This is a genomic window from Streptomyces orinoci (genome assembly GCF_003121295.1).
In the GTDB taxonomy this organism is placed as follows: domain Bacteria; phylum Actinomycetota; class Actinomycetes; order Streptomycetales; family Streptomycetaceae; genus Streptomyces; species Streptomyces orinoci.
Genome location: NZ_PHNC01000007.1, coordinates 262,158 through 274,336 on the forward strand (window position 1 = coordinate 262,158; position 12,179 = coordinate 274,336).

Annotated in this window: 11 protein-coding genes; 4 read left to right on the forward strand and 7 right to left on the reverse strand. The window is 70.7% G+C overall.

What is annotated here, in order from left to right:
• Positions 1-166: 166 nt before the first annotated feature.
• Positions 167-1,384: an amino acid deaminase/aldolase gene (locus tag CV755_RS05145; protein ID WP_109278933.1), complete on the forward strand. Its 1,218-nt coding sequence runs from the start codon at positions 167-169 to the stop codon at positions 1,382-1,384.
• A gap of 66 nt (positions 1,385-1,450) precedes the next feature.
• On the opposite strand, the gene CV755_RS05150 is transcribed toward CV755_RS05145, so the two are convergent.
• From CV755_RS05150 to CV755_RS05165, 4 genes are all read right to left on the reverse strand, one after another.
• Positions 1,451-2,275: an ATP-grasp domain-containing protein gene (locus CV755_RS05150; protein ID WP_109278934.1), complete on the reverse strand. Its 825-nt coding sequence runs from the start codon at positions 2,273-2,275 to the stop codon at positions 1,451-1,453.
• A 466-nt stretch (positions 2,276-2,741) separates the two neighbouring features.
• Positions 2,742-3,536, reverse strand: a complete 795-nt coding sequence (locus CV755_RS05155; RefSeq protein WP_109279026.1) for a 3-oxoacyl-ACP reductase — start codon at positions 3,534-3,536, stop codon at positions 2,742-2,744.
• Between the two features lie 18 nt (positions 3,537-3,554).
• Entirely contained in the window at positions 3,555-4,916 is a 1,362-nt protein-coding gene (locus tag CV755_RS05160) for an aldehyde dehydrogenase family protein (RefSeq protein ID WP_109278935.1), read from the reverse strand.
• A gap of 14 nt (positions 4,917-4,930) precedes the next feature.
• The gene (locus tag CV755_RS05165) at positions 4,931-6,298 is read right to left on the reverse strand and encodes a glutamine synthetase family protein (RefSeq protein WP_109278936.1); all 1,368 of its coding nucleotides are present in this window, start codon (positions 6,296-6,298) and stop codon (positions 4,931-4,933) included.
• Between the two features lie 76 nt (positions 6,299-6,374).
• On the opposite strand from CV755_RS05165, the gene CV755_RS05170 reads away from it, so the two are divergent.
• Positions 6,375-7,097, forward strand: a complete 723-nt coding sequence (locus CV755_RS05170; protein ID WP_193553351.1) for a FadR/GntR family transcriptional regulator — start codon at positions 6,375-6,377, stop codon at positions 7,095-7,097.
• Positions 7,098-7,215: 118 nt separating this feature from the next.
• Positions 7,216-7,923, forward strand: coding sequence for a gamma-glutamyl-gamma-aminobutyrate hydrolase family protein (locus CV755_RS05175; RefSeq protein WP_109278938.1), 708 nt, complete (start codon positions 7,216-7,218; stop codon positions 7,921-7,923).
• A gap of 257 nt (positions 7,924-8,180) precedes the next feature.
• Here the strand turns inward: CV755_RS05175 and CV755_RS05180 are convergent, their stop codons facing one another.
• Complete coding sequence (locus CV755_RS05180; protein ID WP_109278939.1) at positions 8,181-9,104, reverse strand: LysR family transcriptional regulator; 924 nt, start codon at positions 9,102-9,104, stop codon at positions 8,181-8,183.
• 71 nt (positions 9,105-9,175) lie between these two features.
• On the opposite strand from CV755_RS05180, the gene CV755_RS05185 reads away from it, so the two are divergent.
• Positions 9,176-10,321 carry a TDT family transporter gene (locus CV755_RS05185; RefSeq protein WP_109278940.1) on the forward strand — a complete coding sequence of 382 codons (1,146 nt, stop codon included), beginning with the start codon at positions 9,176-9,178 and terminating at the stop codon, positions 10,319-10,321.
• Here the strand turns inward: CV755_RS05185 and CV755_RS05190 are convergent.
• Positions 10,248-10,976: a helical backbone metal receptor gene (locus CV755_RS05190; RefSeq protein WP_109278941.1), complete on the reverse strand. Its 729-nt coding sequence runs from the start codon at positions 10,974-10,976 to the stop codon at positions 10,248-10,250. The two genes, CV755_RS05185 and CV755_RS05190, sit on opposite strands and share 74 nt — an antisense overlap.
• 25 nt (positions 10,977-11,001) lie before the next feature.
• Positions 11,002-12,168, reverse strand: a complete 1,167-nt coding sequence (locus tag CV755_RS05195; protein ID WP_109278942.1) for a transglycosylase family protein — start codon at positions 12,166-12,168, stop codon at positions 11,002-11,004.
• Positions 12,169-12,179 lie beyond the last annotated feature (11 nt).

Consider the following 12,179-nt stretch of genomic DNA (forward strand, 5'->3'; position numbering starts at 1 on the left):
TCGCTCGACTCGCCTTTCCGGGCAGGCCGGTTCGTATCCGGACATCCCCTCACCAGGCGAGTGATCCACGGCGTGCGCGCCACTTTACGGCCCGCGCGACGGCCCGGCCATCCGCCCTCCGTCGCCCCTCTACCCCCGGGTTGATCCGCTCTGGCAAGCTGCGCCCATGTCGCCCGCGATAGCTCATGCCATCGGGCCCGCGACGGACCGTGTCCGTTACGACCGGGCCACCGCCGCGCTGGACGCCCCGCTGGCGGTGGTGGATCTCGCCGCCTTCGACGCCAATGCCGCCGATCTGGTGCGCCGGGCGCACGGCAAGCCGGTTCGGGTGGCCACCAAGTCGGTGCGCTGCCGCGCCCTGTTGGAGCGGGTGCTGCGCCGGCCCGGCTTTTCGGGTCTGATGAGCCACACCCTCGCCGAATCGCTCTGGCTGGCCCGCTCCGGCTTTACGGACATCCTGCTGGCCTACCCCTCGGCCGACCGGGCCGCCTTCGCCGAACTGACCGCCGACCCGGCCCTGGCCAGGGCGGTCACCGTCACCATCGACGACCCCGCACAGCTGACACTGATCGACTCCGCCCGTACCGGTAGCGAAGTGGTCAGAGTCTGCCTGGAGTTGGACACTTCCCTTCGCCTGCTGGGGGGCAGGGTACGGATCGGCGCCCTGCGCTCCCCGCTCCATGACCCGGGCCGGCTGGCGCAGTTGGCAAGGGCGGTCAACCGGCGCCCGGGCTTCCGGGTGGTGGGCCTGATGGCCTATGAGGCCCATATCGCCGGAGTCGCCGACGCCCCGCCCGGCCGCCCCCTGCGGGCCGGGGCGGTCCGGCTGCTGCAGTCGGCCGCCCGCCGCGAACTGGCGGCCCGCCGCGCCGAGGCGGTACGGGCCGTACGGGCGGTGGCGGAGCTGGAGTTCGTCAACGGCGGCGGCACCGGCAGTGTGCAGCACACCGCCGCCGAGGCCGCGGTGACCGAGGTGGCCGCGGGCTCCGGCCTCTACCAGCCGCGGCTCTTCGACGGCTACCGCTCCTTCCGCGGCCGCCCGGCCGCCCTGTTCGCCCTGCCGGTGGTACGCCGCCCGGGTCCCGGCACCGTCACCGTGCTGGGCGGCGGCTACCCCGCCTCGGGCCCTCCCGGCACCGACCGGCTGCCCACCCCCTGCCTCCCGACCGGACTGCGCCTGACCCGCCAGGAGGCCACGGGCGAGGTACAGACGCCGCTGCTGGGCACCGTCGCCGACGATCTCTCGATCGGCGACAAGGTGTGGTTCCGGCACGCCAAGGCGGGCGAACTCTGCGAGCGCTTCGCCGCATTGCATCTGGTGGCGGGGGACCAGGTGGTGGAGACGGTGCCGACCTATCGCGGCGAGGGCCAAACGTTTCTCTGACCCATCGCACGACCACGCGGCGGAGCCGCATGCGCGCAGCCGCCCCGCGTCCCTTACGGGGCGCCCCTAGCCGAGCAGCCCCCGCAGCGAGCGGGCCATTGCCTGGGCGAAGTCCTCCCGGGTCTGCTCGTCCAGCGCGTCCAGCGAAAGATACGGGTTGAGGTCCTCCAACTCCACCAGCAGCAGCGCCCCTTCGGCCGTGCGACAGGCGTCCACCCGCTGGATGCCGTGCCGGATTCCGTTCCAGGCGATGAAGCGGCGCGCGAAGTCCAGGTCCTCGTCGGTGGGTTCATAGCGCACCAGCTCCCACCGGCGCGCCGGATCCGGGGCGTACAGGGCGTACTGGAAGTCGTCGTCCACGAAGTAAAAGGACACTTCATACCGGAAGTCGATCCGCGGCTGGACCAGCACCTCCCCGTACACCACCGCCGCCAGCCGCTCCCCGGGCAGGAACTCCATGCCTATGGAGTCCGCCCCCAGCTTGGGCTTGGCCACATACTCGGCCGCCTCGGGCAGCCGGCCGATGTCCTCGGCCCGGTCGATGGTCGGTATCACCGGGTACCCGGCAGCGGTCAGCTCCAGCAGGTACCGCTTGCCCCGCATATCGGCCCGCCCGGTCAGCTCGTTGTAGACCGGCACCGCCAGCTGCTCCGCCCGCGCACGGAACTCGCCATACGCGGCCTGGTAGTTGAGCACCGGTCCGCTGTTGCGCACCACGACCGCGTCAAAGCCCGCCATCAGCGCGGCCGCGTCCAGCGGGTGGCACAGCGCGATATCGAACTCGGCGCGGAGCCGGGAGCTGAGGAAGATGTCCTCGTCACAGTAGCGGCGGCCCTTGGCGGGATAGGCGAGGTCGGTGACATAGAGGAGGCGGTGGCGGGTGGCTGGCATTGCGAGGTTTCTCCTGCTGATCGATTGATCAACAACCTACCTTCCTGCCGATGGCTGGTTCATACCTGCCCCGGCCCGGGGTGGCCCCAGCAGGATGCTGTTGCCAGACAAACCCGGGGGGACCTCATGAAGGAATTCGATCGCCGGTTGTGGCGCCGTGCCGCGCCGAGATCCGCGGCAGGCGCCGCCTTTGCCGCCGGCGGGGTGGGCGCCGGTGCCCTGACGGCGGCGACACCGGCCGCCGCGGCCGGCGGCCTTCCGGACTGTGCGCCAGTTCCAGGGCACTTGGCGCGGCGCCGAGGACGGCCGTCACACCAGGCTCAGCGTCTGGCGAAGCTCCGAGCCGGCCAGTCCCAGGGATCCCTTCAGCCCGGCAATCGTGTCTCCCGCACCTATGGCGTCCAGTTCCAGCGGGTGTGATGTCCCGCTCCGCAGGGATAAGGAATCCGCTGAGTGAGACCCGCCCCTACAGAGGCGTGACATAGGCCCCGGAAATGCCGCCATCCACCAGAAACTCGGCGGCGTTGACAAAGGAGGCGTCATCACTGGCCAGGAAGGCCACCGCCGCGGCGATCTCCTCCGCCTCGGCGAACCGCCCCACCGGTACATGCACCAGCCGTCGCGCGGCCCGCTCCGGGTCCTTGGCGAACAGCTCCTTCAGCAAAGGGGTGTTGACCGGCCCGGGGCACAGCGCATTGACCCGGATACCCTCGCGGGCGAACTGCACACCCAGTTCCCGGGACATCGCCAGCACCCCGCCCTTGGAGGCGGTGTAGCTGATCTGGGAGGTGGCAGAGCCCAACACCGCTACAAAGGACGCGGTGTTGATGATGGAGCCCTTGCCCTGGCGCCGCATATAGGGCAAGGCCGCCTTGCAGCACAGATAGACGGAGGTGAGGTTGACCTCCTGGACCCGCTTCCAGGCGTCCAGCCCGGTGGTGAGGATGGAGTCGTCCTCGGGCGGGGAGATCCCGGCGTTGTTGAAGGCGATGTCCACCGAGCCATAGGTGTCGTCGGCGGCCTGGAACAGCGCCTCCACCTGGGCGGAGTCGGTGACATCGGTGCGTACGAAGAGACCGCCGGCCTCCTCGGCGGCGGCCTTGCCCGCCTTCTCGTCGATGTCGGCGCAGACGACATGGGCACCTTCGGAGGCCAGCCGGCGGACGGTGGCCAGGCCGATGCCGCCACCGGCTCCGGTGACCACGGCGGTACGGCCGACGAGCCGGCGGCAGACGGGGGCCTGGTCGGTCGCTTCGGTCATTTTGGTCACTTCGGTCACTTAGAACTCCTCGTTGCTGATGAAGACGTTCTTGGTCTCGGTGAAGGCGGCGAGCGCGCCCGGGCCCAGTTCCCGGCCCAGTCCGGACTGTTTGAAGCCCCCGAAGGGCGTCCAGTAGCGCACACTGCTATGGGAGTTGACGGAGAGATTGCCCGCCGCCACGGCCCGGGAGACGCGCAGCGCCCGGGAGATGTCCCTGGTCCACAGCGAGCCGGACAGCCCGTAGTCGGTGGCGTTGGCCAGCCGTACCGCCTCCGCCTCGTCCTCGAAGGGGATGACCACGGCCACCGGGCCGAAGATCTCCTCCAGAGCGGTGCGGTCGTCCGCGGTGCCCTCCAGCACGGTGGCGGGATACCAGAAGCCCTTGCCGGACGGGGCCTCGCCACGGATGGCGGCGGGGGCGGTCTCGGGGACGTAGGACCGTACCCGCTCCCGCTGGGCGGCGGAGATCAACGGGCCCATCCCGGTGGCCGGATCGGCCGGGTCGCCCACCGTGACGGCGCGTACCGCCGGTTCCAGCAGCTCCATAAAGCGGTCGTAGACGGTGCGCTGGACAAGGATGCGGCTTCGCGCGCAGCAGTCCTGGCCGGCGTTGTCCAGGAAGGAGCCGGGGGCGGTGGCGGCGGCCCGTTCCAGGTCGGCGTCGGCGAAGACGATATTGGGGCTCTTGCCGCCCAGTTCCAGGGTGACCCGCTTCACCTGCCGGGCGCAGCTGGCCATGATCCGTCTGCCCACCGCGGTGGAGCCGGTGAAGACGATCTTGGCGACGCCGGGGTGTCCGACCAGCGCGTCCCCGGCGACCGGACCGGTGCCGGGCAGCACTTGGAGCAGCCCTTCCGGAATCCCTGCCTCCAGGGCGAGTTCGGCCAGGCGCAGCGCGGTGAGCGGAGTGGTTTCGGCCGGTTTGACCAGTACGGCGTTCCCGGCGGCCAGGGCGGGGGCGAAGCCCCAGGCGGCGATGGGCATGGGGAAGTTCCAGGGCACGATCACCGCGATCACCCCCAGGGGTTCCTGGAAGGTGACGTTCAGGCCGCCGGAGACCGGGATCTGCTGTCCGGTGAGCCGTTCCACTCCCCCGGCGGCATAGTCCAGCAGGTCCCGGACGTTGCCCGCCTCCCAGCGGGCGTTGCCGATGGGGTGGCCGGCCTCGCGGACCTCCAGAAGGGCGAGTTCCTCCAGGTGTTGATCGACGGTGGCGGCGAACCGCCGGAGCAGCCGGGCGCGTTCGCCGGGGGCCAGCGCGGCCCAGGACCGCTGGGCGGTGGCGGCCCGGCGGACGGCGGCGTCCACATCCTCGGCGGTGGCGGCCGGCACGGTGGCGATGACTTCTTCGGTGGCGGGGTTGAGGATGGCAAGCTGCACTGCTGTTGGTGTCCTTACATGCGCTCGAAGGAACGGAACCGCTCCCAGTCGGTCACCGCGGTGTCGTACGCCTGCTGTTCGACCCGCGCCATATTGAGGTAGTGCTCCACCACCTCGTCGCCGAAGGCGGCCCTGGCCAGTTCGCTGTTCTCCCACAGCTCGGCCGCCTCGCGCAGGGTGGCCGGTACGTGCTGGGCGTTGCCCCGGTAGGCGTTGCCGGTGCACACCTCGGGCAGCTCCAACTCCCGTTCCACGCCGTGCAGTCCGGCGGCGACCATGCCGGCGACGGCCAGATAGGGGTTGACATCGCCGCCGGGCAGGCGGTTCTCGAAGCGGTGCGAGGGGCCATGGCCGACCACCCGCAGGGCGCAGGTGCGGTTGTCCGGCCCCCAGGCCACGGCGGTGGGGGCGAAGGAGCCGGGCCGGAAGCGCTTATAGGAGTTGATGTTGGGGGCGTAGAGCAGGGTGAACTCCCGCAGGGCGGCCAGCTGTCCGGCCAGGAAATGGCGCATCGTCCGGGACATCCCGTAGGGGCCGTCCTTGTCGGCGAGCACCGGCCGGCCCGCCGCATCGCGCAGCGAGAGATGGATATGGCAGGAGTTGCCCTCACGCTCATCGAACTTGGCCATAAAGGTGAGCGCCATGCCCTCCTGGGCGGCGATCTCCTTGGCCCCGGTCTTGTAAACCGTGTGCTGGTCACAGGTGGTGAGCGCCTCGGCATAGCGGAAGGCGATCTCATGCTGGCCCAGATTGCACTCGCCCTTGGCGGATTCCACGGTCATCCCGGCGGCGCCCATCTCATTGCGTATCCGGCGCAGCAGCGGCTCCACCCGGCCGGTGCCCAGCACCGAGTAGTCGCAGTTGTACTGGTTGGCCGGGGTGAGGTCGCGATAGGCGCTGTTCCAGGCGGATTCATAGCTGTCCCGGAAGACCATGAACTCCAGCTCGGTGCCCGCATAGGCGCTCCAGCCGCGCTCGGCCAGCCGGTCCAGCTGGCGGCGCAGTATCTGGCGGGGCGAGGCGAGCACCGGGGAGCCGTCGTGCCAGGCGAGGTCGGCGGTGAGCAGGGCGGTGCCGGGGTTCCAGGGGGTGCGGCGCAGGGTGGCCAGGTCGCCGTGCATGGCGAAGTCGCCATAGCCGCGCTCCCAGGAGGACATGGCATAGCCCTCCACGGTGTTCATCTCGGCGTCCACCGCGAGCAGATAGTTGCATCCCTCGGTGCCGTGCTCCAGGACCTCGTCCAGGAAGAACCGGGCGGCGAACCGCTTGCCCTGCAGCCGTCCCTGCATATCGGTGAAGGCCAGGACGACGGTGTCGATCTCCCCGGAGTCCACGAGCCGGCGCAGCTCTTCAATGGTGAGCGGGGGCGTACGGTCAGCCACGTGAGGTGCCTCCCTGTCGGTACGACCGGAGGCTTTAAGGTATGCCGACAAACCATTGGCTGGGAAGGGTTTGTCGATGAACGCGAGTGCGGTGGAACGGCTTTCACCGGTGCTGCGCCCGGTGCGGGCGGGCAATGGCTTTGAGGAGGCCCTGGAGCAGATACTCCAGGTCATCAGGCTCGGCCTGGTAGCCGATGGTGAACGTCTGCCTTCCGAAAGGGAGTTGGCGGAGCTGCTGCGGATCAGCCGGGTGACCTTGCGCGAGGTGCTCAAGGTACTCCAGGAGCAGGGGCTGGTGGAGAGCCGCCGGGGCCGTTACGGCGGCACCTTTGTCCATACCCCCCGAACCGCCCCGGACTCCGCGGAGTTGCGGCGCCGGGTGACGGATGTGGACGTGGAGGACGTGCTGCGCTTCCGCGAGGTGCTGGAAGTGGGAGCGGCGGAGCTCTGCGCCGCACACGAACTGACGGCTGATCAGTCCGGTCGGCTGCGGGAGGCGCTGGCCGCCACCGAGGACGCCCCGCTGGCCGACTACCGGCGGCGGGACACCCTGCTTCATCTCGCGCTGGCCGAACTGTCCGGCTCGCCCTCGCTGGCCGAGCGGTACGCGGCCGTACGCGCCACGGTCAACGAGCTGTTGGACTGCATTCCCCTGCTGGTACGCAATCTGGAGCATTCTCAGCGGCAGCACACCGCGCTGGTGGAGGCGGTGCTGGACGGCGACCCGGACGGGGCGCGCGAGATGATGCGCGAGCACTGCTCGGGCACGGCGGCGCTGCTGCGGGGGTTCCTCGGCTGAGCGCCCCCCTCACCTGTCCGTCAACCTGGCCGTCCGGCCGGGGACTTGTGCCGTGATCCCCTCGCCGCAAAGGTAGTCTCACGGACCATTGCCTCGCCGGACGAAGGGGAGCAGGACCTTGCCCAGCCAGCCGCTGATCGGCGTCACCACCTATTTCACCCGGGCCCGCTGGGGCGCCGCCTGGGATCTGCGTGCGGCGCTGCTGCCGGGCGACTATCCGCACCATATCCAGCGCGCGGGCGGGCTGGCGGTGATGCTCCCGCCGGACGATCCGGCCACCGCCGAGGCCTTGGTGCGGCGGCTGGACGGGCTGGTCCTGGCGGGCGGCGAGGACCTGGACCCGGCACTGTACGGCGCAACCCCGCACCCGCGTACCGGCCCTCCGGTCCCGGAGCGCGACCGCTGGGAACTGGCGCTGCTGGACGCGGCGTTGCGGCAGGGCGTCCCGCTGCTGGGGATCTGCCGGGGCATGCAGCTGATGAACGTCCATGCCGGTGGCGCGCTCAATCAGCATCTGCCCGAGACGGTCGGGCACAAGGACCACAACCCCCGGGTCGGTGTCTTCTCCCACCATCGGGTGGAACCGGTGGCCTGGACGCGCATGGGCCAGCTCCTGGCCGCGCCCGCCCAGGTGGCCACCCACCATCACCAGGGGGTCTCCCGGCTGGGCACGGGTCTGATCGCCTCCGCGCACGCGGAGGATGGCACGATCGAGGCGATCGAATACCCCGGCGACTGCTTCCGGGTGGGTGTCCAGTGGCACCCCGAGGCCGACGACGACCTCCGCGTCATCACCGCCCTGATCCACGCCACGACCGCCCGGTAGGGGACCCGTTCAGGCGCGCGAGGAACTGCGCGACCAGCCACGCACAGCCTGCAGCCGAACAGGGAAGGTCGTCGGCAGACGCCGTTTCATTGCCGGGTGCGGCCCGGTGGGCGTTGTGCCCACCCTCCCCCAGCTACCGCTGGGAGGTGCCCCCATCGCCCTGCGGAACGCCTGCCCACAACGCGGCGGGGCTGCTCGGCGAAGGCGCGACCAACCCAAGCGGCCCGTACCCGGAACACAACGCAACCACGAAGCGCTCACCCCCGGGTGAGGGCCAGCAATTCGCGGGCGGGCCCAACGGGCCGATGGCCCAGAGGCCAAACCGCCCGCAGATCACGACGCAACCGCAGGCCCGCGACCGGCACCTCCACCAGCCGGCGCGCCGCCAGCTCCTCCCCCACCGCCAGTTCGCTGAGCACCGACGGCCCGGCTCCGCTCACCACCGCCGCCTTGACGGCCGTGGTGGAGGCCAGTTCCAGCAGCGGCCGGGCCGGGCCGCCCCGCCCGGCCAGTGCGGCGTCCAGCACCTGCCGCGTCCCGGACCCCCGCTCCCTGAGGATCAGCGGCGCCGCGGCCAGCTCCTCCGCCTCCAGTGGTTTCCGCCGCCGGGACCAGGGCCGGCCCGGCGCGGTGACCACCACCAGCCGGTCATGGCCGATCACCGCACCGTCCAGACCGGCCGGGACCTCCAGCCCCTCCACAAAGCCCAGGTCCGCCTCCCCGGACAGCAGCCGTGCCGCGACCGCGGCGGAGTTCCCGGCGTACAGCGACACCGCCGTGCCCGGCCGCTCCATACGCAGCGCGACCAGCCACCCGGGCAGCAGGTACTCGGCGATGGTCATGCTGGCCGCCACCCGCAGCCGCGAGTCCCGCCGGGTGCGCAGCGCCTGCGCACCGGCGTCCAGCGCCTCGGCCGCCTCCACCACCCGCCGCGCCCAGTCGGTGACCAGCACCCCGGCGTCGGTGAGCCGGGAGCCGCGCGGTGAGCGCTCCACCAGGGCCACCCCGAGCAACCGCTCCATGCTGCGGATCCGGCCGCTGGCGGCGGGCTGGCTGATGCCCAGTTCCCGCGCCGCCCGCCCCAGGCTGCCCAGCCGGGCCACCGCCAGCAGCAGCTCCAGGGCGCCCAGATCGGGCACCCGGTGCGCCAGTGGGACGGTGATCGGCCGGTCCTCGCTCATAACCCCAGGTTATGCCGTCATAGGGAAGAAGGGCCTGGTGAGGGCGCTGATGGCCAGGAGACGCTGGCTGTATGACCACCCTTGTACAACCCGGTACCACCCCCCTGCCGCGAGCCGGGGAAACGCTTCGGCACTTCGGCCCCAACTGGTACGCCACCGTGATGGGCACCGCCATCGTCGCGGCCGCCGGTGCCGCACTGCCGACGCGGCCGCCGGAAAGCTTTCTGCGGGTGGTCTGGGCGCTGTCGGCACTGCTGCTGCTCGGCGTGCTGGTGGCCCGCGCCGGGCACTGGGCGCGCCACCGCGACCAGGGAGTGCGGCACCTGGCGGACCCGGCCGTCGCCCCGTTCTACGGTTGTCTGGCGATGGCCCTGCTCGCGGTGGGCGGGGCGACCCTCTCGGTGGGCTCCGCCGTGCTCGGCCGGCGGACGGCGGTGGCCGCCGACGGCGCGCTGTGGCTGACCGGCACGGTACTGGGCCTGGCCGCTGCGGCCGGTATCCCCTATCTGATGGTCACCCGGCACCGGGTCGAGCCGGGCAGCGCCTCCCCGGTGTGGCTGCTGCCGGTGGTGGCACCGATGGTGTCCGCCGCGCTGGGCCCGGCCCTGGTGGAGCACCTGCCGGCCGGGCAGTGGCGGGAGGCCCTGCTGCTGGGCTGCTATGCCCTGTTCGGCCTGAGTCTGCTGATGACGCTGCTCCTACTGCCGCTGGTGTTCTCCCGGCTGATCCACCATGGCCCGCTGCCGGCCGCCCTCACCCCCGCGCTGTTTCTGGTGCTCGGCCCGCTGGGCCAGTCCACCACGGCGGTCAACAACCTGGCGGATGCGGCGCGTTACGCGGTCGGCGCGCCCCTGGTGCGCGCGATGGGCGCCTTCGCGGTGCTCTATGGGGTGCCGGTGACCGGCTTCGCCCTGCTCTGGCTGGCTTTCGCCACCGCGATGGTGGTGCGGGCGGCGCGACGTGGAATGAGCTTCTCCATGACCTGGTGGGCCTTTACCTTCCCCCTGGGCACCTGTGTCACGGGCGCCGCGGGGCTCTCCCGCCACACCGGTTTGCATGCCTTCGGCTGGCTGGCGTTGGGGCTGTACGCACTGCTGGTGGCCGCCTGGGCCACCGCCTCGGCTCGTACCCTGTCCGGGCTGTTCAGCGGACGGCTGCTCGCAGCGCCGCGCCCAGCACCTGTGGTGCCTGCCCCAACGACGGCCCGTACCAGGTGAGATGGCGCCCGCTGACCAGCGCCGACGGGATCCCGGGAAATGCCTCGGGCCCGTCGTCCCGGCTGAAGCGGTAGGGCTCGTCGGGGAGTACCACCAAGTCGGCGCCGGACGCGGTCAACTCCGGCAGCGGAACGCGGGGATAGCGCTCGGCGTGCCCGGCGTGAACATTGGTCACCCCGAGCCGGGCCAGGACGTCCCCGGCGAAGGTGTCCCGGCCCAGCACCATCCAGGGGCGGCGCCACACCGGAACCACGGCCCGCAGCGGCGGTGTCACCGGCCGGACCTCCCGCCAGGTCTGGCGTGCCTCGTCCAGCCAGCCGGGACGGGCCAGACCGCAGCCCGTCACCAGCACCCGTTCGAGCTCTCCGAATCCCTGCTCAAGGGACCGGACTTCGGTCACCATCACCCGCACTCCGGCGGCGCGCAGCGCGGCCAGGTCGGCCGGGCGGTTCTCCTCCTCGTTGGCCACCACCAGGTCCGGCGCGAGCGCGGCGATCCGCACCACATCAGGGTTCTTGGTGCCGCCGATGCGCAGCACATCGAGCCCGGCCGGCTGCTCGCACCAGTCGGTGGCGGCGAGCAGCAGACCGGGCTCGGTGACGGCGATCGCCTCGGTGAGGGAGGGGACCAGGGAGACGACTCGGCGAACGGTCATCTGTCCACAGTACGCAGCCTCGCTGCTACCAGCCGCCGTTGCCGATCTCGGTACGGTCACCGAGACCGCCCTTGCCGGTGCCGGGGTAGAAGTAGAGCTTTCCGGTCTGGCCCGGGTCGGACTCCACGGCCGCCAAGTCACCTATGCCATCGCCGTTGAAGTCACCGCCCGCATAACCGGAGATGCCGTTCCAGCCGCCATGACCGATCTCGATACGGTCACCAAGCCCATGGCCCGTTCCGGGGTAGAGGAAGAGCTTGCCCGTGGTGGTCTCGGTGGCGATCAGATCGTCCTTGCCATCGCCATTCATGTCACCGGGGCTGACCAGCTTGTTCATCTCGTTCCAGCCACCGTTGCCGATCTCGACGGGGTCGCCAAGGGCATAGAGACCATTGCGGTTACCCCGGCCCGGGTACAGAAGCAGCTTGCCGGTGGCGATGTCCGTGGCACCGATGTCCTTCTTGCCATCACCGTTGAAGTCACCCGCGAACAGGTTCTTCAGACCGTTCCAGCCACCACGACCGATCTCGATACGGTCACCGATGCCATTGCCCGTCCCGGGGTACATAAACAGCTTGCCGGTTTCGACCTCGGTGCCGATGAGGTCGTCCTTGCCGTCACCGTCAAGGTCGGTGGCGACCAGGTCCTTCATCCCATTCCAGCCACCATTGCCGATCTCCACACGGTCACCGAGACGGCCATTGCCCTGCCCCGGATACATAAACAGCTTCCCGGAGTTGACCTCAACCGCAACCAGGTCCTTCTTGCCATCACCGTTGAAGTCACCGGCTGTGAGGCTGGTCATGCCCGGATCGGTGGGCGCGGGCGGGAAGGGGTCGGCATGGTCGTCGGCAAGGCCGGTGCCGGGGGCACAGCTCCAGGCCCCCGGTCCCTGGACGGCGAGCACCTTTTCGGCGATCCGGATCTGCTGTTCCTTGGTGGCCAGGTCGGCACGGGGTGCGTACTGTCTGCCGCCGAACCCCTCCCAGGTGCTCTGCGCGAACTGCAGGCCGCCGTAGTAGCCGTTTCCGGTGTTGATGTGCCAGTTGCCGGAACTCTCGCACTGGGCAACCTTGTCCCAGGTGGCGACCGAAGCGGCATGTGCCGTACCGGAGTTGAGAAGGGAGAGAGCAGCGACCGGAGCCAGTGCGGCGGCGAGCAGCCCGGTGCGCAGGCGTGCTGAAAGAGACATGCGTTACCTAC

Excerpts from the sequence above, each read along its gene's own strand:
- CV755_RS05145 (WP_109278933.1), top strand. The coding sequence starts at position 167 with ATGTCGCCCGCGATAGCTCATGCCATCGGGCCCGCGACGGACCGTGTC.
- CV755_RS05150 (WP_109278934.1), bottom strand. The coding sequence starts at position 2,275 with ATGCCAGCCACCCGCCACCGCCTCCTCTATGTCACCGACCTCGCCTAT.
- CV755_RS05155 (WP_109279026.1), bottom strand. The coding sequence starts at position 3,536 with ATGACCGAAGCGACCGACCAGGCCCCCGTCTGCCGCCGGCTCGTCGGC.
- CV755_RS05170 (WP_193553351.1), top strand. The coding sequence starts at position 6,375 with ATGAACGCGAGTGCGGTGGAACGGCTTTCACCGGTGCTGCGCCCGGTG.
- CV755_RS05180 (WP_109278939.1), bottom strand. The coding sequence starts at position 9,104 with ATGAGCGAGGACCGGCCGATCACCGTCCCACTGGCGCACCGGGTGCCC.
- CV755_RS05185 (WP_109278940.1), top strand. The coding sequence starts at position 9,176 with ATGACCACCCTTGTACAACCCGGTACCACCCCCCTGCCGCGAGCCGGG.
- CV755_RS05190 (WP_109278941.1), bottom strand. The coding sequence starts at position 10,976 with ATGACCGTTCGCCGAGTCGTCTCCCTGGTCCCCTCCCTCACCGAGGCG.
- CV755_RS05195 (WP_109278942.1), bottom strand. The coding sequence starts at position 12,168 with ATGTCTCTTTCAGCACGCCTGCGCACCGGGCTGCTCGCCGCCGCACTG.